The organism is Microbulbifer pacificus, from assembly GCF_002959965.1.
Taxonomy (GTDB): Bacteria; Pseudomonadota; Gammaproteobacteria; order Pseudomonadales; family Cellvibrionaceae; genus Microbulbifer; species Microbulbifer pacificus_A.
This window is the reverse complement of sequence record NZ_PREV01000026.1, coordinates 1,728,054-1,748,645: the sequence shown is the minus strand read 5'-3', so window position 1 is coordinate 1,748,645 and position 20,592 is coordinate 1,728,054. Positions and strand designations below refer to the sequence as shown.

Here is a 20,592-nt window from a genome sequence, read left to right as displayed (position 1 = left end):
TTCAACGCTACCTTCACTTGACGGTGAACGAGCCAGAGAAAGCGTCTCTGGCCAATTTCTTCAGGTGGGAGGCCAGCCCGCGCGGCCACTGTTCAATGATGTGAAGGAAGCCCCTCCCATCGCCATGTTGCAGCGCGGCGAGCGCGTCGGTGTAGCCCGGTAGAGATTTTCCGAGGGCGACAATCGAGCGCTGTATCGCTTCGCGTGCGTGTTGTGACGTCCTCCCTCCCACGGCTCCCTGAAGCGCAGACGACCGTAGTGACGCCACGCTGGTCACGGCTTCGCTGTTTGCTCTTATCGCCGTATCAATCAGGCTTTTGATCGTATCGGCAGGGCTTTGCAGGCGGGCGTCGAGCCATTTCTGTTGCTGCTCGTTCAGTCCCAGCAGCTGGCTCAGCTCAGTTGCGGTTTGACCCTCGCTATCGCCGGTATCGCGGTTCGTACCGCCGGCACGGTCTCCCTCCACACTACCTCCCGGCAGGGCAGGCAGACGCGCGAGTATTTCTGTTTCGCTGCCACTGAAATCGACTTCCACCGGATAGCTGTTCTCGTCGTCGAAGATCATGACAGAGTCCAGTGCCGACTGACTCAGTGTACGTTTCAGTTGCAGAGCGACACGGCTGATATGCCCCTGGGCAATACGCTGGTGGCCACTGAAGGCGCTCACGCTGTGTGCGCTGGTATGGGGAGAGTTTTGGGTGTTTGCCATTATCGTTTCCTAACCTTTTGGTCAGAATTTTACCCAGCATTGAATCACAACCAAACCCCGCCGATCACTATTATGTGGAGAGTGACGCCACTCCTTTTGTCTGTTGGCGTGGAATCGCTACCTGGTTGATCGCCGCTCTGAGTTCGCGCCGTGTGGGAAGCCCACGTCCAGCAGATTAAAATTTGGCGTTACATCCGCACCGCAACGGAGGGTCTATGTTAAGACCGCTTCAACAATCCGATGTAGAGCGCCTGTCACAACTGTGGTTGCATCTTGCCTGTAGTAGTCACCCAAGCTTGCCGGTGAAGTTCTGGATGGCCCAGGCCCGCATTCTACGGCGAGAACTATCCGCGAAGTGTCGCGGTCGCGGGGTCGGTTCGGATGGAACCAGCCATTGGGTCTATACCCGCCCCGGTAGCGATGTGGCCGAGGGTCTGATTACCATCAGCAACAACAGACGGGTGGAGACTATTTTTGTATCTCCCGGTGAACAGGGCCACGGTGTAGGCAGTGCGCTGATGGAACAGGCCAAGTTCGGTCGCGTCCAGCTGGAAGCTTGTGTTCTGGAAGAGAACTTGCGTGGCCGCTACTTTCTGCAACAGCACGGCTTTGCGGAAACCGCGCGGAAGCACAACAAGGCCGCCAATCAGGATGAAATTTATATGAATTGTCGCGTGGCCTGAGCTGCGCTGTGATGTAGGAAATCGGTAAACACCGCCAAAATCGAGTCGTCGGTATTACGAGCCCTACAGTCCCCAAGCGCCGAATACTCAACCAGAATCATGTGACAACTGGCGCACTATTGGGCACAGATAGCGGTTGGCGTACCTATAGTTGTGTTCCACCTTTTGATCGCAGCTTGATATGGTCAACTATCTTCGCGGAATTCTCATCCTAATTTCCTTTACTACGCACTACCCTTGTCAGGCTACTGAAGGTGGCTTAGGCAGAGCCGTCACCGGCGCCCAGGGCACATTTTATGCGGGCTTGGTACCTCCAGACCCGGGGTTCAGCGCACAGCTCAGCTATCTGGGTTTTAACGGCGAAATCCGGGGAAAGCGCGAAGTCCCGATTGCCGGTGATTTGGCAGTCGGCCTCGATACATCTCTGGATATCGTGTCACTCACCGGCAGTTATATCTGGGACACAGATTCCACAACGTGGAATTTCGCGTCAATGATTACGGTTCCCTACATCTCACTCGATGCGCGTACGACGTTGGAGATAGGTCCATTCACAGGTGTGAACCGAGACCATACCAGAGACCTTTTCGATATTTACTTTGCCCCCGTCATCGCAGGGCTACACCTCAGTGAGGTCAACCACGTCTCTCTTTCGGTCTACATCTACGCTCCTACGGGTGATTACACGCTAGGGCGGCTGGCCAATCCAGGGTTAAACACCTGGACCGTTTCGCCGACAGTGGGCTATACGCAGTTGATGCAAGGCGGATCATTGGAGTGGAGCACGCTTACCGCCGTAGATTTCTATACCGAAAATGAAGACACCAAGATCCAAAATGGCGCTGTGTTACGTTTGGATTCGATTCTGGTTAAACGCTGCGCCAACGGACTTGGCTACGGTGTAGCTGGGGGGTGGATCAACCAGCTCGAGAATGATGAGGGTCCACTGGTGGATCGCCTGGATGGTTTTCGAGGGCGAGCACTCGCTCTTGGACCTTTAATTACCTATAGCAGGAAGATGCAGAGTCAACAGCAGGTAACAGTGTCGGCGCGCTGGATGAAAGAATTAAATGTGCGGCGGCGGCTGGAAGGTGATCCACTTCTTTTGACATTTAGCGTGACATTTTAGGCGACCAGACAGCATGCGCTATAGCGCACTTGCAATTTCGTAGGGAGAAATATGGTGAAAAATTTCTTGGTTTACTGCTCTATCAGTTTGAGCATTCTGTTCTCGCCGCTGAGTAACGCTGCCGACGATGTGGGCCCTGAGGAAGCGAGGGAAATAGCGAGAGATATCTATATTTACGCTTATCCTTTGGTTCTTATGAACGTGAGTAAAGATGTGGCCACCAATGTGGAGAAGCCGTCGTTTCCCAATGCGCCGATAAATCAGATCGCACACGCACGCAGCTTTCCCGATGCCAGCATGGATATTATCGCCAGCCCGAATGCTGACACTCTCTACAGCTCCATGACGTTCGATGTCAGCAAAGAACCGCTGGTTGTTATCGTTCCGGACTCTGGCGGTCGCTACTATCTGTTGCCCTTCCTCGACCAGTGGACTGATGTATTTACCGTACCAGGAAAGCGCACAACAGGCACCGCAGCACAAACCTTTGCCATTGTCGGTCCGGGGTGGCAGGGTAAATTGCCCTCAGGAATCACTCGTTATGACAGCCCTACGGCGCACGGTTGGATGGGCGGTCGAGTACAGACCAATGGGCCCTCAGACTACGAAGCCGTATACAAATTTCAGAAGGGCCTGAAGGCGGTTCCTCTCAGCGCCTATGGAAAACCCTACGTCGCCCCTAAGGGTCCGGTAAATCCAAATCAGGATATGCGCCCACCGGTGGATCAGGTGGAGAGCATGAAACCTGCTCAGTTTTTCTCTACCTTCGTGAAACTTCTGGAAGACAACCCGCCCCATGCGTCCGACTATCCGATACTCGACCGGATGAAACGTCTAGGTATGGAGCCAGGAAAAACGTTTCGCATGGAAAACCAGACAGCTCTCACCCGAGATGCTCTGGAGGCTGCAGCCAATGAGGCGTTACCCAAAATCAAACACGCATGGAAAGATTCCGGAGTATCAAAAAACGGCTGGAATATGAACCTTTCTGGAATGGGGAACTACGGCACCGATTATCTACGGCGGGCAGCGGTAGCCTACGGTGGGCTGGGCGCCAATGTGCCATCGGACGCAGTGTATCCGACGGCTTTTTCTGACGAAAATGGCAACCCGTTAAACAGTGACAATAACTATACCGTGCATTTTTCCAAAGATCAGATTCCTCCGGCGAACGCTTTCTGGTCCATGACCATGTACAACGATCGCCAACTTTTTACGGACAACCCCATCAACAGGTACGCAATCGGTGATAGAGATAAATTGATATTCAATTCCGATGGCTCTCTTGATATTTATATACAGCGAAAATCTCCCGGTCCAGATAAAGAACCCAACTGGTTGCCCTCTCCCGCGGAAGGCAATTTTTCTTTGATGCTGCGGTTGTACTCGCCCGCTATGGAAGTGATAGATGGATCCTGGGCCCCACCACCGGTAAAAAACACCAGCGCCGGTAGTAAATAGCTTACCCATCCCTCCCCACCAGATGTGGGGAGGGATTGTTATGGCTAAGTTTCGGCCGATTGCCGATTCACTCCTTTCGATACCACAATAGTTTCCCAAATGGCCACCAGTACGAGAACCATGGCGGTAGATAGAGCGACGCCAACCGGTGGCAATACCAAGCTCGCAGGAATCAACAAAAACATCATTAACAAGCCAACATAATGAGACTTGGGATGGCTGCGGAATACAAACCACTTGAACAATATGTTACCCAGCAGATAAAGACCTGCCCCGCCTAAGGTGGCCCAAACTACTTTTGCCGGCGTGTGCCCCAGCGGGTGGGCCATAAAGAACTCATCCGCGGCCGCAAAAACCACGATTCCTGCGATAATCGGGAAGTGCACGTAGGTGTAAACTAGGCGCCCTATGGCACCAGAATTAGCCGATTTCCCAACGTTTTTGCTGGCATGCTCTGCTGCCAGGTTAAAGTAAATCCACCACATCGCCAGTGTTGCCAGAAAAGCGCTAACAAAGGCACTGAAGGTGCCGACATCCCAGTGCAGTTGCGCGAAGGTATTGCCGCTGACTAACAGTGACTCTCCTAACGCAATGATGATTAACAGGCCACAGCGTTCCGCCATGTGCTCACCGGAAATATTCCACTCACTGCTGCGCGATCGTCCCATGAACGGCACATAGAATGATGTCACCGCTGACAGGTATTCCATTAGAATCGCTACCGTCCACCATGCCAACCTGCTCTCTGGGTCGCTCACCGCGCCGACCACCCATATAAAAGCCGACACTCCGAACCATATTGCCATGCGCACAAATGTCGAGTGTAAAGCCGGCCTGCTTTTCAGGCAGACGAAACACATAAACAGGGTTCTTCCCAGTTGCATGAATACGTATGTGGCGACAAACAGTAGCGCATAATCCGTCAGTGCGTGAGGGATAGCGATGGCCATCAGCATCCCGGCGAACATTAGCGTAAATAAAAGCAACTTGACCGAAGTTTTCTGTGGATCAAGCCAGTTGGTTACCCAGGATGTAAATACCCATACCCACCAAACCGAAAGCAGCATCAAAAAGAAACTGTATGTTCCGATGAAGGTAGGATGCTCAATCAGAAGGTGTGCGGTTTGTGTGATTGCATATACAAACACCAGGTCAAAAAACAGTTCGACAAATTCTACCTTGTGCTCCCTTCCCCCACCCTTTTCACGGAATAGATTTGAGGACAGTATCGAGATCATGCTTTGGTCCTATATCGAATCTTTTAGTCATTTCCGATCTATCCGGGAAACGGAATAAACTCTTCAGTGTCTCCGGGTACTTTCGGAAAAAGTCCCATTTTCCATTTTTCAACGGCGGAATTGATACGCTCCTCCTTTTGAGCCACAAAGTTCCACACGATTTTACGCTCGCCGAGATTGGCGCCGCCAATAATGACAATTCGACTTTCGGATGTAGCCTCAATTACAACACCGCTATCATCGTTGAATATACCCATTGCGTGCATTGGGATTACGATATCGCGGGCGCACAAACTGCCGCTGACTACGTAAACCGCACGTTCTTGCGCCATAGGTAGCGTCACCTGCTGACCAGGCTGCAAATGCATCTCGACATAAAGAGTTTCAGCAAACGTTTTTACCGGTGATATCACACCGAAAGCAGATCCCATGATGACCCTGGCTTTGGCTCCATTAACGTCGACATGTGGTATCTGCTCAGCGGGGTAATGGTGAAACTCAGGCTCCATTTCCGCTTCGGACTCAGGCAATGAAAGCCATAGCTGCAGGCCATGTACCCGGTGTTGGGAATCGTGCACTTCTGGTCGCTCTCGCTCGGAATGCACAATCCCTTTTCCTGCAACCATTAAGTTAATGTCTCCCGGGCGAATCACTTGTTCACTACCGAGTGAATCACGATGCAAAATTTCTCCATCAAATAGATAGGATACCGTTGCAATGTTGATGTGAGGATGTGGCCGAACATCAATTCCATTTCCGGGAGAAAATTCTGCAGGTCCCATATGATCGAAAAAAATCCATGGACCAACAGAACGGCACGCAGTATTCGGAAGGCAGCGGCGTACCGTAAAACCACCCAGGTCTTTGTCGTTTGGGTGAATTATGAGACTCAGTGCACCACACCCCTGTTCAAACCTGCATTCCTGTTCGGTATGCGTTGCCATATTACTCATTGAGCGTTCCTTTTCGGCCACGGGTTAGAGTTGTAGACTGCAGCAATATTCTTTATGTGCTGATACGGTTCGGAGGGGATGAACAGACCACCGGCTATATCAACCAGGTGGCCTATTGTCACCATCATGATACGAGGGTTATTTTCCCTTCAAAGTGCTGTATCCGGTAATCAGATTTCGATAGTCCGGAATATGATTGGAGAACAGGTTACCCAGTCCCTCGATGTCATTGCGCCAATCACGGTGGAGCTCACAGGCAACACCAAACCACGTCATTAGCTGAGCACCGGCGGCGGACATACGATCCCAAGCAGCGTCACGGGTAAGCGGATTGAAGGTTCCGGAAGCATCTGTTACTACAAATACATCGAAGTCTTCAGCCAATGCAGACAAGGTTGGGAATGCAACGCAGACTTCCGTCACAACTCCGGCAACGATCAACTGTTTTTTCCCGGTGGCTTTTACCGCTTTAACAAAGTCTTCATTGTCCCAGGCATTGATTTGTCCTGGGCGTGCTATGTACGGTGCATCTGGGAATATCTCTTTCAGTTCCGGGACCAAGGGACCGTTTGGGCCATCTTCAAAACTGGTGGTAAGAATAGTTGGAAGGTTGAAGTACTTGGCCAGATCCGCCAGCGCGAGAACATTGTTTTTGAATTTGTCGGGATCAATATCCCGTACCAGCGACAGTAGACCGGACTGGTGATCGACCAACAGTACAGCAGCGTCATTTTTGTCGAGACGTACGTAGGGTTTGCTCATTTAATGGCTCCTTTCTTTGATGTTAGGTGCGTGATTGGACCTATTGAAATCAGGTTTGGGTACTTGCTCACATTTGACCAAAGTGTCCCATCTGGAAATCGGTAATCGCCTGATAAATCTGCTCTCGGCTATTCATCACGAATGGCCCTTGTGCAACGATGGGCTCATCAATTGGTTCACCGGCCAGCAGAAGCGCTTTTGTATCTACACTGGCACTCAAAGTAACGCTTTCACCGGTTCTAGCCAGTACTGCCATTTCCGCAGCGCCAACGTCAGCTGTGCCATTCACGTTGATTTTCCCCTCCAGCACAATCAACGACGTTGACCAACCCGTTGGCAAGGTGAACTCGGTACATCGACCACACAGCAGCTTGAGATCCCACACCTGCATTGGCGTGAAGGTGTGGGCCGGACCGGTTTTTTCAGCTAGCTCCCCTGCGATTACCCGGACGTATCCCGCCCCCTGCGGTAGAGGGACCTCCGGGATCTCGCGCTTTTCAATAGCCTGGTATCCAGGCGGCGTCATTTTGTATTTGGATGGTAGGTTCACCCACAGCTGTACCATCTCCAGGGTCCCACCGCTGGCTGAAAATTCGGAGGAGTGAAATTCCTCGTGCAGAATGCCGGCGCCGGCAGTCATCCACTGCACATCGCCGGGGCCGATTACACCGCCTTTGCCGGTGGAGTCCCGGTGCGCCACTTCGCCTTGGTATACGATAGTTACGGTCTCAAAGCCCCGGTGGGGATGTTGCCCAACGCCACGGGGCTTCTTGCTGGGCTGGAAGTCAGTGGGCCCGGCGTAGTCTAGTAACAAGAACGGGCTCATCTGCTCGGCATGCGAGTGATAGGAAAATAGCGAACGCACGGGAAACCCATTCCCAACCCAGTGTTGTCGGGGTGCGCCGTAAACTCCCAGAACTTTTTTCACTTTCTCAGTCTCCTCGATCAGACCGAACTCTTTGATAGGTGCAATGTTAGTTATGGGACGAACACCGCACTAGATAGTAAAATTCATTCATAGCGTTCCATTTTTAGAACGGTGCGATTGTACTTATGCAAGACCTGAACGATCTCTACTACTTTGTGCAAGCCGTGGAACACGGGGGCTTTGCCCCGGCGGGACGCGCTTTGGGAATTCCAAAGTCGAAACTCAGCAGGCGTATAGCCGCATTGGAAGAGCGTCTAGGCGTACGCCTGCTGCAGCGCAGCGCTCGTCACTGTTCGGTTACCGACATTGGGCAGACCTACTATCAGCACTGCAAAGCTATGCTGATTGAAGCCAATGCCGCACAGGAGGCAATAGATTCCGTCCAGGCGGAGCCCGCGGGGGTTATAAGGATGACTTGCCCGATCGCGCTTCTGAATGCGCATATTGGAGATATGCTCGCGGGATTTCTCGCGCGCTACCCACGCATAACAGTTCATCTTGAAGCAACCAATAGGCGGGTAGATCTGTTAAGTGAGGGTATTGACGTTGCAATTCGTGTCCGCCCGCCCCCCCTAGAAGACAGTGATCTCGTATTGCGTGTACTGTCTGATAGAGGGCTTTGTCTCGTTGCCAGCCCGACGCTATTGAAAAAATTTGGATGTCCGCGAGTTCCCGCGGATCTTGAGGGCTGGCCAAGTCTGGCCATCGGGGGTGCCCCGCAGACGGGGTACAGTTGGACCCTTCGCGGGGAGGGCGATTCTCAATCCACGATATTCCACACGCCGCGCTACGTAACCACCGACATGATTGCGCTGCGCCAAGCGGCTATAGCCGGAGTTGGGTTGGTTCAGCTACCTATTCTTGTGGTGGAAGAGCAGTTACGAAGTGGCTCGCTGGTGCGATTACTGCCAGATTGGTCGCTACACCGAGATATCATCCATGTAGTATTTCCGTCGAGAAGGGGGCTATTACCTTCCGTGCGTGCGCTGATAGATGCCCTGGTTGAGTTTTATGAGTCTTTCGAGGAAGACTAAACGCTCTCATGATTGGCCAGTTACAAACATACGCACTGGTTTCTAGCCGTTTAGATGACGTATTAATTAGTGTCGTTTAGCGACAGCCTTCATTGCTTCAGTTTCAATGGAGGAAGTACGCATGCGGGACTCGCGCGCGAACGCATTTGTCCCGCTGCAATTTGTATGACGACTTACACGTCCAGGTTTTCTACCGCCAGAGCATTGCTCTCGATGAACTCACGGCGAGGCTCCACTTGATCGCCCATCAGGGTGGTGAAGATCTGGTCCGCGGCAATGGCGTCCTCTACGGTCACCTGCAGCATACGCCGGGTTTCCGGGTTCATGGTCGTGTCCCACAGCTGCTCCGGGTTCATTTCTCCCAGACCTTTGTAGCGCTGAATACTGTAGCCGCGGCGGCTCTCGTTCATCAGCCACACCAATGCGTCCGGGAAGCTGCTAACCGGTTGCTGTTTGTCGCCGCGCTGAATGAAGGCTCCCTCCTCCAACAGCCCCTGAAGCTTTTCGCCCAGCTGGCATATGGCGCGGTATTCCGCAGAATCAAAGAACTCATGGCTGATGGTATATCGGCTGCTAACACCGTGGGCGACGATGTCCACGGTGGGCAGATGCAGATTGCGCTCGCTGTCGTGGGATACCGATACCTGGTGGCGGCGACCACCGCCCTCTCCCGCCTGCTCCAGTTCATTCTGCATCTGTGTAACCCACTGATCCATGGATTCACGGGACTGCAGGGCGTCGGATTTCAGGCTCGGTAGATACACCATGGCCTTCAGCACCTCCTGTGGATACAGGCGCGAAAGGCGGTCGATGGTGGCCATTACCGAGCGGTATTCCTTCACCAGAGACTCCAGTGCCGTGCCGGACAGGCCCGGGGCCTCAGGGTTTACGTACAGGGTCGCGCTCTCGAGGGCGGCGTTGGTCAGGAACTGGGTCAGCGCCGCCTCATCCTTCAGGTACTGCTCCTGCTTGCCCTTGCCAATCTTGTACAGCGGCGGCTGGGCAATGTAGATATGCCCACGCTCGATCAGCTCCGGCATCTGGCGGAAGAAGAAGGTGAGTAGCAGGGTGCGGATGTGCGCACCATCCACGTCGGCGTCGGTCATGATGATGATGGAGTGATAGCGCAGCTTGTCCGGATTGAACTCGCTCTTGCCGATGCCGCAACCCAGTGCGGTGATCAGGGTCCCCACTTCGGCACTGGACAGCATCTTGTCAAAACGCGCCTTCTCCACGTTCAGGATCTTACCCTTCAGTGGCAGAATCGCCTGGGTGCGGCGGTCGCGGCCCTGTTTGGCGGAGCCACCGGCGGAGTCACCCTCCACCAGGTAGAGTTCAGACAGCGCCGGATCTTTCTGCTGACAGTCCGCCAGTTTGCCGGGCAGACCGGCGATATCCAGGGCACCCTTGCGGCGGGTCATTTCCCGCGCCTTGCGCGCCGCTTCACGCGCGCGTGCGGCGTCGATCATCTTGCCCACCACAGCCTTGGCGTCCTGCGGGTTTTCCAGCAGATAGTCGTTAAAGGATTGCCCCATCTCCTGCTCTACCGCCGGTTTAACTTCCGAGGACACCAGTTTGTCTTTGGTCTGGGAGGAGAACTTTGGGTCCGGGACCTTTACCGAGATGATTGCAGTCAGTCCCTCGCGGGCATCGTCACCGGTGGTACTGACCTTGTCCTTCTTACCCACCCCTTCCTTCTCGATATAGGTATTGAGGCCGCGGGTCAGCGCCGCGCGAAAGCCCGCCAGGTGCGTGCCGCCGTCGCGCTGAGGAATGTTGTTGGTGTAACAGTAGATGTTTTCCTGGAAGGAATCGTTCCACTGCAGCGCCACCTCCACGGAAATGCCATCTTCGCGCTGATTCTGGAAGTGCAGTACCTTGTTGATCGGCGTTTTGTTCTGATTCAGGAACTCGACAAAGGCGCGCAGGCCGCCCTCGTACTCGTACACTTCTTCCTTACCGCTGCGCTCGTCTTTCAGCACGATACGTACCCCGGAATTGAGGAACGACAGCTCGCGCAGGCGCTTGGCCAGCTGTTCAAAGTGGAACTCGATGTTGCTGAAGGTGGCCGGAGAAGGTTTGAAGTGCACGGTGGTGCCAGTGGCTTCCGTGTCGCCGATGACTTTCAGAGGCTCGTCCGGCACGCCGTGGCGGTATATCTGCTCGTGAATCTTGCCGCCGCGGCGGATGGTCAGCTTGAGCTCTTCCGACAGGGCGTTTACTACAGACACACCCACGCCGTGGAGGCCACCGGACACCTTATAGGTGTTGTCGTCGAACTTACCACCGGCGTGGAGTACGGTCATGATCACTTCCGCCGCAGAGATACCCTCTTCCGGGTGTATTTCCGTGGGAATGCCGCGACCGTTATCGGCAACACTAACGGACTCATCCGGGTGGATGATCACGCGGATTTCGTCGCAGTGACCGGCGAGCGCTTCGTCGATCGAGTTGTCCACCACCTCAAACACCATGTGGTGAAGGCCAGTGCCGTCATCGGTATCGCCGATATACATTCCCGGGCGCTTACGCACCGCATCCAGGCCCTTGAGTACCTTGATGCTACTGGAATCGTAGTTATTCTCTTGCGACATTCTGTTGCTCCATTAACGCCGGCACTGAGCCTGGCCTTTCATATTCAAACTTTTATCCATGTACACACTTCTCGGCCTCATCCGCCCGAGAGGCCCGGCCACACAAGGCGCACACCGGCCGTAAAACATATCGCTATTTCGGGTCCTGAACCGCGGGGGTCACCACACCATGTTCCACGTGGAACATTTTCGGCTCACACCACGGTTTCGGCAGTGCCAACCAGGGACGCGCAGTCACCTGATCTTCGATGCCAGTAACCAGGACCTGACTGGCACAATCACTTACCCAGCGCGCGAAGCGCAGCTGATTTTCTTCATCCAGCTCCGAGGGCAAATCGTCCACCAGAAACACCGGTTTCTCCGCCCCGGAAACCGCTGCCGCCATCGCTGTTCGCAGAGCGCATACCGCCATTTTTTGCTGGCCCCGAGACAAGACGGCGTGAGCGGGTTGCCCCTGGATGGTAAAGCGGAGATCAGCCCGGTGAGGACCTACCCGGCTGAAACCCTGCGCCAGATCCCCTTCCAGAGCATCTCGCAACGCATTCGCCAATGTCGTGTCCTTCTTCCAGCCGCTGCGGTAGTGCAGTTCGAGCGATTCAAATACATCAGCGGGAAGATCCCGAAGACGCGCGCGAAACAGGACATACAACCGTTCAAATACACTCCGGCGAAGCGCATCGACTCTCTCGCCGCTCTGTATCAGGTGTTGCTCCCAGGGAGCAAGCAAATTGGACTCGATTTTACCACGTCGAAGCAGTGCATTGCGCTGCTTCAACGCCGATTGATACACCTTCCAGTGCTGTGCGAAGGAATGTTCCACGTGGAACACTGTCCAGTCCAGCAACTGCCGACGGACCCCGGGACCGCCATCAAGCGCGGAAAAGCTCTCGCTATTTATTACCTGTAGTGGCAGACAGGCAGCCAGTTGGGAACTGCTCTCCGCCGCAGTCTGGTTGATACGAATACGCCCATGACCGTCTCGTCGCTTCTCCACCCCAAGGGTGACACCACTGGCGAGACGCCCGAATACCGCCAGAGAATCAGCGTCGTAACGTATGACCGTCTGACTCTGGCGAGAACGGAAAGAACGGCCACTGGCGAGCATATGCGCCGCTTCTAACAGAGAGGTTTTGCCGCTGCCATTGGCACCACAAAAGAGGTTCACCGCCGGCGCCAACTGCAAATCCGAGGACACAATGTTGCGGAAATGACTCAGAACCAGCCGATTCAGTGAGGACAAGGGCAACCTCCTGCAAAATAGCGGCGGCGACAAATACGAAAAAACCGCCAACTCTCGGAGTTGGCGGTTTTCAGAAAGTGTCCGGGACGATGGAGCTGACTCAATACGCTATTTCCCGTAGAACCCGATCCAATCAGGAAAATCAGAGCCGCATGGGCATGATCACGTACAACGAATCGCCTTCTTCCGGCTGTTGTAACAGCGCACTGCTGTTGGCATCGCCGAGGCCGATACGGATCTGCTCACTGTGGATGGCACCGGTTACGTCCAACAGGTAGCCAACGTTAAACCCTATCTCCAGCGGATCACCGTGGTAATCCACCATCAACTGCTCTTCGGCCTCTTCCTGCTCCGGGTTGTTGGCCACAATCTGCAACAACCCCTCGGACAGCTGCAGCCGTACACCGCGGTACTTTTCATTGGAGAGAATGGCAGCGCGCTGGAAAGCCTGGCGCAGCATCAGGCGATCGGCGAATACCTCATTGCCGGTACTGCGCGGCAGCACGCGCTCGTAGTCGGGAAATTTGCCGTCTACCAGCTTCGAGGTGAAGGTAAATGGGCCGCTGTGTACACGGATGTGGTTGTTGCCAAGCACCACTTCGGCACTGGCATCGGTATCCTCCAGCAGGCGCGCGAGCTCCAGCACCCCCTTGCGCGGAACGATAGCCTGCACCGGAGCTTCCACGTTCAGCCCCGGGGCATCGCGGTCACACAGCGCCAGACGGTGACCGTCGGTGGCCACGGCGCGCAACTGTTGCGGGCGGCACTCCAGCAGCAGGCCGTTCAGGTAGTAGCGCACATCCTGTTGCGCCATGGCGAAGCTGGTGGCTTCGATCAGACGGCGGATTTCTCGCTGCGAAATGCTGAAGCGGCTCTGGGCGGAGGTCTCTTCCTGGTTGGGGAAGTCACTCGCGGGCAGAGTGGAAAGCTGGAAGCGACTGCGACCGCTGCGCAGTACCAGGCGCTCTGCATCGCGCTCGAACTTGAGTTCCGCCCCGTCGGGCAGTGAGCGACAGATATCCAACAGCTTGCGCGCAGGAACCGTCACTTCACCCTCCATTTCGGCGGGCTGGTCCAGTTGCAGGCGGCCGACGATCTCCACCTCGAGATCGGTACCGGTGAGCGACAACTCCTGCCCCTGCAGTTGCAGCAGAACGTTGGCCAATACCGGCAGAGTCTGGCGCTTCTCCACCACACCGGCAACCAGTTGCAGCGGTTTTAACAGGGCATCGCGGCTTACACTGAATTTCATATTTATTGCCTTGATCTCAATTTCGTTGTTCTGGTTTTCGCAAATCAGGTCGTCAGGGAGCGGGTCAGCAGGCGTACATCCTCACGGATATCACCATCGGACTCCTGCAGCTCGCGGATCTTGCGGCAGGCGTGCAGCACCGTGGTGTGATCCCGCCCGCCAAACGCATCGCCGATCTCTGGCAAGCTGTGATTGGTCAGCTCTTTCGCCAAGGCCATCGCCACCTGTCGCGGCCGCGCAACAGAGCGACTGCGCCGCTTGGAGAGCAGGTCCGCCACCTTGATCTTGTAGTACTCCGCCACCACCCGCTGGATATTGTCGATGCTCACCAGGCGGTCCTGCAGCGCCAGCAGATCCTTCAGCGCCTCGCGCACCAGAATATCGTCGATGGCGCGACCGGTGAACTGGGCGTTGGCGATAACCCGGCGCAATGCGCCCTCGAGTTCACGCACATTGGAGCGGATACGCTGGGCGATAAAGAACGCGGAATCGTGCGGCAGGTCCACACCCACCTGTTCCGCCTTTTTCATAAGAATGGCGACGCGGGTTTCCAGCTCGGGCGGTTCCACCGCGACCGTGAGGCCCCAGCCAAAGCGGGACTTGAGGCGCTCTTCGAGGCCGTCGATCTCCTTCGGATAGCGATCACAGGTGAGAATAATCTGCTGGCCACCTTCCAACAGTGCGTTGAAGGTGTGGAAGAATTCTTCCTGGGAGCGCTCCTTGCCGGCAAAAAACTGGATATCGTCGATCAACAGCGCATCCACCGAGCGGTAATAGCGCTTGAAGTCGCTGATGGCATTCAACTGCAACGCCTTCACCATATCGGCCACAAAGCGCTCGGAGTGCAGATACACCACTTTGGCGTTGGGGTTGCGATCCACCAGCGCGTTGCCCACCGCGTGCATAAGATGCGTTTTGCCGAGGCCCACACCACCATAGATAAACAGCGGGTTGTAGGCGCCGCCGGGGTTGTCTGCGATCTGTTGCGCCGCCGCCAGACCAAGCTGGTTGGATTTCCCTTCCACAAACGAGGCAAAGGTAAAGCCGCGGTTGAGCGAACTGCCGTGTTTGATGGCGCCCTCAACTTCAACCTTGCGCTGACCGCCTACCGGTTGTGACGGGACCACCAGATCGCCGCCCGTGTGCAGATCCGCCGGGAGCCGTTCCGCTGCCGTCAGCGCCTCAACCCCGGCCTCCTCCGCGGCGATATTGCTATGCACCTCGGATGACATACGCGCACTGCGCGCAACAGGCTGGTGCACAGGGGATGGCGCGGAATCCACCCTGGAAGCGGGAAACCCATTCGTAGGGACGTTTCTGGCGCTATCGCGATACACGTTACCGCCGTTCGCTCCGGCTCCGCCAAAAGGCGTCGCGACGGTGTCCACGCTCGCCGGGCCTGGCGATGGTGCCGCATAGCCCCGGGCCGAAGAATAGGCCGGTTGCGCTGGCGCGCTTTCACTGGAGAAACTGCGGCGAAACCGCGAGGTACGTCGATCGAGAGCCACCACCTCTACCAACAGAGAGCGACCGGAAAACTGTTGTGCCAGCTCGCGGATACGATCGAGAAACTTGTCACTCACCCAGTTCAGGACAAAGCGGTTGGGCGCCACCAGACGCAGCTCACCCTCGGAACTGTCGTCACTGATACGCAGCGGCCGAATCCAGGTACTGAACTGCTGCGGTGGCAGCTCATCCTGCAAACAAGCAGCGCACTGCTTCCAAACGGAATCAGACAAGGAACCCCCCAAAAGACGGATAGAGGTGCAACTGCGCCCGGATTGACGACGAGCAAGGTCGAAAAGCGGCCCCCAAGAACACGCTTTCCGGCCCCTGAGCAAACCCCAGAAAAGCCCGCGGGCAGCACCTCAAAAGAAGGCGGACAGTATATCGGTTGCCCTCTGGGTTATCCACAAATAATCTGAAAATACACAGCGAGCACGCTGGAAAAAGCCCAGTAATATCAAAGGTTTGAATAGAAATTGAGCGGCGAGAGCGAGAGTGGCCAGAATGTTATCCACAGACAATCTGTGAATATCTTGGGGTCAAATAGTGCACTCTCCTAAATAACCGAGACAATACAACGGCTTGCGTGGACGGGTTCCATACTGCCCTCAAGTAGCCTACAACCTCCTATACAAGGAAGCGCCTCCGGCTCTCATATATATAGATACGGAAAACCTGAATTTTCCCTTGCTGGAATCGGGCTGGTGCATTGCTTTGGCTGGTTTCTTTCTATACAATCCGCCGCCTTCGCAGCGCATAGCCCGCTTCGAAGTCTGCTTCCTGGATACCGGGCAATTCTCAGAATGCCAGGCAAATTCCGGAGGCACGCCGCGACGAGGGTTTGTAGCAGTTGCGCTCGAGCAGCCGCGAAAGCCGTAAGCGGCCCAGATTTTAAAACCTCCAGGACCTGACTCCCGGACATAACTCCAGGTAGTAACAACATGAAACGTACATTTCAGCCCAGCAATCTGAAGCGCAAGCGCACCCACGGCTTCCGTGCCCGTATGGCCACCAAGAATGGTCGCAAGGTACTGGCTCGTCGCCGCGCCAAAGGCCGCAAGGTTCTGTGCGCCTGAGTTTGCCGCTTCGCGAGCAACCTTACAGATCGCATCTGAATCATCATGCAGTGCCCACGCAGCGACTTCGGGTTTGCCAAGCCGCTGCGGCTGCTCAATGCGGCGCAGTATCGCGCCGTTTTTGATTCCGCGCCCGTCCGTGCGGCGCAGCCCCAATTCCTGATTCTCGCCCGCCCCAACGAACTCGGCCATCCGCGGCTGGGCCTCGTCATTGCCAAAAAACACGTCCGCAACGCCACCGACCGCAATCGCATCAAACGCATTGCCCGCGAAACGTTCCGCCTGCAGCAACACCAGTTATTTGCGCTGGATGCGGTAGTGCTGGCGCGCGCCGGGGCCGGCGAGCTGGACAAGGACGCGCTGGCAAAAATATTCAATAAGCTGTGGCGCCGACTGGATCAGCGCGCGCGCAATCCGCAGCCGGAAAAGGACCCGCAACCGCCGCGCGTGCAGCGAGGTCGCGGGCGCAAGGCCCCGGCAGGCAAGAAGACGGGCAATCATCCGGCTCCGCTTCCGGCACAGAAGCCCACTACGGATTCCGGGAGCCGCTCATGAGCTGGCTGGCAATCCGTCTGATTCATTTCTACCGGCTTGTCGCCAGCCCCTGGGTCGGCAACCAGTGCCGCTTCTATCCAACCTGCTCCCATTATTCTGAGCAGGCATTTGAAACCCACGGATTCTGCAAAGGGGGTTATTTAACCCTGCTCCGCCTTATAAAATGCCACCCCTGGCATCCGGGCGGCCTGGACTACGTCCCCCCCGCCGCACACCCATCAAAAACTTCGGCGGCAGAGTCAAAGCCGCCGCAACAAGGCTAACAACATAATGGATTGGCAACGCTACACGCTGGTCGGCGGCATCGCCGCAGTCCTCCTCGCGCTGGTTTACCAGTGGAATGCATTCAAGGAGCAGCACGCGCCGGCTCTGGACCAGAAAACCGTGGTCCACCACCAGGCGAGTGACACCACTGCACTGCCGAGCCAGTCCGGTGCCAGTAGCGACAACGGCAGCGGCAATCTTCCAGAAGACGGCGCGGTACCGGAAGTGGGCAGCAGCACTCAGCCGAAACTGATCACCGTCAACACCGACACCCTCAGCCTGCTGATCGACCCCAACGGCGGTGATATCGTCAAGGTCGCGCTGCGCAAGTACTACGAAAAACTGCACACACCGGATCGCCCGCTGATTCTGCTGAACCAGACACGCAGCCATACCTATATTTCCAAAAGCGGTCTGGTCGGTGGCCAGGGCAACTGTTCCGCCGGCCGCCCGCTCTTTTCCAGCGACGCCAGCGAATACGCGCTGCAGGAAGGCAAAGACACGCTGACCGTGGACCTGAAGCAATCTCAGGGCGGTATCGGTTTTACCAAGCGCTTCACCTTCACCCGCGGCAACTATCTGATCAAGGTTTCCTACCTGGTCGACAACGGTCGTGACAAACCGCTGCTGGCAGGTATCTGTGGCGAGATCGTACGCGACAGCCTGGAGCCGCCGGTGGATGTGGGCATCGGTGTTTCCCCCTTCCTCGGTGCCGCGTTGCACACCAGTGACGAAAACTACTTCAAGCAGGACTTTGAAGACATTGCCAAGAAACCCACCACCGAGACGATTCAGGGCGGCTGGGTGGCCATGGTGCAGCACTATTTCCTGAGCGCCTGGGTACCCAACCAGGAAGAGCGCAATACGTTCAACCTGCGCCCAATCGGCAACGGCCTGTACAGTATGGGCTTTACCAGCCCGCAGCTGCGCGTGGAGCCCGGCCAGCAGGGTACGGTTGAAGCGTCTTTCTATGTAGGGCCGAAAGACGTGTTCACTCTGGAGAAAATTTCCCCCTATCTGGACCTGACGGTGGATTACGGCTGGCTGTGGTGGCTGGCAAAGCCGATGTTCCGAGTGCTGAACTGGATTCACGAGCACGTCGTCGATAACTGGGGCTGGTCCATCATTCTGCTGACGGTGTTCATCAAGGCACTGCTGTACCCTCTGTCCGCCGCCGGTCTGCGTTCCATGGCGCGTATGCGCAAGTTCGCGCCTCAGATGAAGAAGCTGCAGGAGCAGTACAAGGACAACCGCCAGAAACTGGCGGAAGAGACGATGAAACTGTACCGCCGGGAGAAGATCAATCCGGTGGGCGGCTGTCTGCCGCTGCTGCTGCAGATGCCGGTGTTTATCGGCCTGTACTGGATGCTGATGGAGACGGTGGAACTGCGCCATGCGCCGTGGATTCTCTGGATCCACGACCTGTCGGTGAAGGATCCCTACTTCATTCTGCCGGTGTTCATGGGTGTCACCATGTGGTTCATGCAGAAGCTGAACCCACAGCCAACGGATCCGACCCAGGCCAAGATCATGCAGCTGATGCCGATCATGATGACGTTCTTCTTCCTGTGGTTCCCGGCTGGCCTGGTACTGTACTGGATTGCGAACAACCTGATCTCGATCGCCCAGACCTGGTTTATCAACCGGCAGGTTGAGGCGGCTGACAAGTAGTTGCTTTGACCCCGGTGCCGGGCGGTGAAGCCACGGGTGGGCGGTTTTGAACGCGTCCACCCGCCCCTTCGCCTTCGCATCAACCACCAGTACGTCGAATCCGTCAGGGCCGCATCTCGCGGCCCTTCGTCTATCTGACATTTGGATACACTCAGAACATGTCCCAGCAAAGCCTCAACCAAGACACCATCGCCGCCGTCGCCACTCCACCCGGTCGCGGCGGCATCGGCGTGATCCGGCTTTCAGGCCCCAAGGCGCGGGAGATCGGCGAGCGGCTGGCGGGCAAGGCGTTCAAGCCGCGCTTTGCCCACTACTGCGATTTCACTTTTGATGACCGGTTACTGGATCAGGGGCTGGCGCTGTTTTTTCCCGGCCCCAATTCGTTTACCGGTGAAGACGTGGTGGAGCTGCAGGGGCACGGCGGCCCGGTGATTCTGGATACGCTGCTGTCGGCACTGTTGAATATGGGGGCACGGCAGGCGCGCCCAGGGGAGTTTTCCGAGCGGGCATTTCTCAATGACAAGCTGGATCTGGCCCAGGCTGAGGCCATTGCGGACCTGATTGACGCCGGAAGTGCGCAGGCGGCACAGAATGCATTGCGTTCTCTGCAGGGCGTTTTCTCCGAAAAAATCGAAGAATTATCCGTACAACTGACAAATCTCCGTATCTACGTCGAAGCGTCCATTGATTTTCCCGAAGAAGAAATCGATTTTCTCGCCGATGGCAAGGTTGCGGCGGATATCGAGGCGCTGTTGACGCAACTGGACAAGGTCGAGGCGCAAGCGCGCCAGGGAACCATCCTGCGCGAAGGCATGCAGGTGGCCATTGCCGGCAGGCCCAACGCGGGCAAGTCCAGCCTGCTGAATGCGCTGGCGGGCAAAGACACGGCAATCGTCACCGACATCGCCGGCACCACGCGGGATGTCCTGCGGGAACATATCCATATTGACGGTATGCCACTGCACATTGCCGACACTGCCGGATTACGCGATTCACCCGATCAGGTGGAGCAGATAGGGATGCAGCGAGCCTGGGAGGAAATCCGCAAGGCGGACCGGGTCTTGCTGGTTGTGGACGCGGCAGAGCTGCACAGCCTCGATCCCGACGCCGCGTGGCCGGAATTCACCCGCCAGTTGCCGGATCCCGAGAAACTCACACTGGTAGCCAACAAGATCGATCTCACCGAATACAGCCCGGGATTGCAGGCCCACAGCGACGGTGTGCCGGTAGTGGCGATTAGCGCCAAAACCTCCGCCGGCATCGAGGCGCTGCAGCAGCACCTGAAACAGTGTATGGGGTACCAGGCCGGTAATGAGGGTGCCTTCAGCGCACGGCGCCGCCACCTGGATGCACTGGCCAGGGCACGGGCTTTCATTACTCAGGGTGAAGCCCAGCTCCACGCCAGCGGCGCCGGCGAACTGCTGGCGGAGGATCTGCGCCAGGCTCAACAGGCGCTGGGAGAAATCACTGGGGCGATGACGGCAGACGAGCTGCTGGGCAAAATTTTCGGCAGTTTCTGTATCGGCAAATGACGAGA

The 20,592-nt window shown here is 56.1% G+C and carries 18 protein-coding genes; 9 read left to right on the top strand and 9 right to left on the bottom strand.

Features of this window, described 5'->3' with window-relative positions:
- Positions 1–13: 13 nt before the first annotated feature.
- A complete protein-coding gene (locus C3938_RS07805) occupies positions 14–709 on the bottom strand; it encodes a DUF2239 family protein (protein ID WP_105102603.1) in 696 nt (231 codons plus the stop codon).
- Between the two features lie 215 nt (positions 710–924).
- Here C3938_RS07805 and C3938_RS07800 point away from each other — a divergent pair, with 215 nt between their 5' ends.
- From C3938_RS07800 to C3938_RS07790, 3 genes are all read left to right on the top strand, one after another.
- The gene (locus C3938_RS07800; protein WP_105102602.1) at positions 925–1,392 is read left to right on the top strand and encodes a GNAT family N-acetyltransferase; all 468 of its coding nucleotides are present in this window, start codon (positions 925–927) and stop codon (positions 1,390–1,392) included.
- 181 nt (positions 1,393–1,573) lie between these two features.
- The gene (locus C3938_RS07795) at positions 1,574–2,521 is read left to right on the top strand and encodes a SphA family protein (protein WP_105102601.1); all 948 of its coding nucleotides are present in this window, start codon (positions 1,574–1,576) and stop codon (positions 2,519–2,521) included.
- A 54-nt stretch (positions 2,522–2,575) separates the two neighbouring features.
- Positions 2,576–3,982, top strand: a complete 1,407-nt coding sequence (locus C3938_RS07790) for a DUF1254 domain-containing protein (RefSeq protein WP_199775510.1) — start codon at positions 2,576–2,578, stop codon at positions 3,980–3,982.
- A gap of 44 nt (positions 3,983–4,026) precedes the next feature.
- On the opposite strand, the gene C3938_RS07785 is transcribed toward C3938_RS07790, so the two are convergent.
- The 4 genes from C3938_RS07785 to C3938_RS07770 all read right to left on the bottom strand — a co-directional run bounded on the left by C3938_RS07785 (position 4,027) and on the right by C3938_RS07770 (position 7,863).
- Positions 4,027–5,220, bottom strand: a complete 1,194-nt coding sequence (locus C3938_RS07785; protein ID WP_105102599.1) for a low temperature requirement protein A — start codon at positions 5,218–5,220, stop codon at positions 4,027–4,029.
- 38 nt (positions 5,221–5,258) lie between these two features.
- A complete protein-coding gene (locus C3938_RS07780; protein WP_105102598.1) occupies positions 5,259–6,173 on the bottom strand; it encodes a pirin family protein in 915 nt (304 codons plus the stop codon).
- Between the two features lie 138 nt (positions 6,174–6,311).
- A complete protein-coding gene (ycaC, locus tag C3938_RS07775) occupies positions 6,312–6,935 on the bottom strand; it encodes an isochorismate family cysteine hydrolase YcaC (RefSeq protein ID WP_105102597.1) in 624 nt (207 codons plus the stop codon).
- 67 nt (positions 6,936–7,002) lie between these two features.
- The gene (locus C3938_RS07770; RefSeq protein ID WP_105102596.1) at positions 7,003–7,863 is read right to left on the bottom strand and encodes a pirin family protein; all 861 of its coding nucleotides are present in this window, start codon (positions 7,861–7,863) and stop codon (positions 7,003–7,005) included.
- Between the two features lie 125 nt (positions 7,864–7,988).
- On the opposite strand from C3938_RS07770, the gene C3938_RS07765 reads away from it, so the two are divergent.
- On the top strand, positions 7,989–8,897 hold the full coding sequence (locus tag C3938_RS07765) for a LysR family transcriptional regulator (protein ID WP_105102595.1): 909 nt from the start codon (positions 7,989–7,991) through the stop codon (positions 8,895–8,897).
- A gap of 173 nt (positions 8,898–9,070) precedes the next feature.
- Here C3938_RS07765 and gyrB read toward each other — a convergent pair whose 3' ends face one another.
- The 4 genes from gyrB to dnaA form a co-directional block, all read right to left on the bottom strand.
- Entirely contained in the window at positions 9,071–11,491 is a 2,421-nt protein-coding gene (gene gyrB, locus C3938_RS07760) for a DNA topoisomerase (ATP-hydrolyzing) subunit B (protein WP_105102594.1), read from the bottom strand.
- Positions 11,492–11,624: 133 nt separating this feature from the next.
- Positions 11,625–12,731 carry a DNA replication/repair protein RecF gene (gene recF, locus C3938_RS07755; RefSeq protein WP_105102593.1) on the bottom strand — a complete coding sequence of 369 codons (1,107 nt, stop codon included), beginning with the start codon at positions 12,729–12,731 and terminating at the stop codon, positions 11,625–11,627.
- A 142-nt stretch (positions 12,732–12,873) separates the two neighbouring features.
- Positions 12,874–13,983 (bottom strand): DNA polymerase III subunit beta, encoded by a 1,110-nt coding sequence (gene dnaN, locus C3938_RS07750; RefSeq protein ID WP_105102592.1) that lies wholly within the window; start codon positions 13,981–13,983, stop codon positions 12,874–12,876.
- A gap of 44 nt (positions 13,984–14,027) precedes the next feature.
- A complete protein-coding gene (gene dnaA / locus C3938_RS07745; RefSeq protein ID WP_105102591.1) occupies positions 14,028–15,722 on the bottom strand; it encodes a chromosomal replication initiator protein DnaA in 1,695 nt (564 codons plus the stop codon).
- Positions 15,723–16,430: 708 nt separating this feature from the next.
- On the opposite strand from dnaA, the gene rpmH reads away from it, so the two are divergent.
- The 5 genes from rpmH (at position 16,431) to mnmE (ending at position 20,587) form a co-directional block, all read left to right on the top strand.
- Entirely contained in the window at positions 16,431–16,565 is a 135-nt protein-coding gene (gene rpmH / locus C3938_RS07740) for a 50S ribosomal protein L34 (protein ID WP_105102590.1), read from the top strand.
- 45 nt (positions 16,566–16,610) lie between these two features.
- Positions 16,611–17,120 (top strand): ribonuclease P protein component, encoded by a 510-nt coding sequence (gene rnpA, locus C3938_RS07735; protein WP_105102589.1) that lies wholly within the window; start codon positions 16,611–16,613, stop codon positions 17,118–17,120.
- Positions 17,117–17,383, top strand: coding sequence for a membrane protein insertion efficiency factor YidD (gene yidD, locus C3938_RS07730; protein ID WP_105102588.1), 267 nt, complete (start codon positions 17,117–17,119; stop codon positions 17,381–17,383). Before rnpA ends, yidD begins: the two co-directional genes overlap by 4 nt.
- Positions 17,384–17,390: 7 nt before the next feature.
- Positions 17,391–19,055: a membrane protein insertase YidC gene (gene yidC, locus C3938_RS07725; RefSeq protein WP_105102587.1), complete on the top strand. Its 1,665-nt coding sequence runs from the start codon at positions 17,391–17,393 to the stop codon at positions 19,053–19,055.
- A gap of 158 nt (positions 19,056–19,213) precedes the next feature.
- Positions 19,214–20,587, top strand: coding sequence for a tRNA uridine-5-carboxymethylaminomethyl(34) synthesis GTPase MnmE (gene mnmE, locus C3938_RS07720; protein WP_105102586.1), 1,374 nt, complete (start codon positions 19,214–19,216; stop codon positions 20,585–20,587).
- The last annotated feature ends 5 nt before the right edge of the window (positions 20,588–20,592 follow it).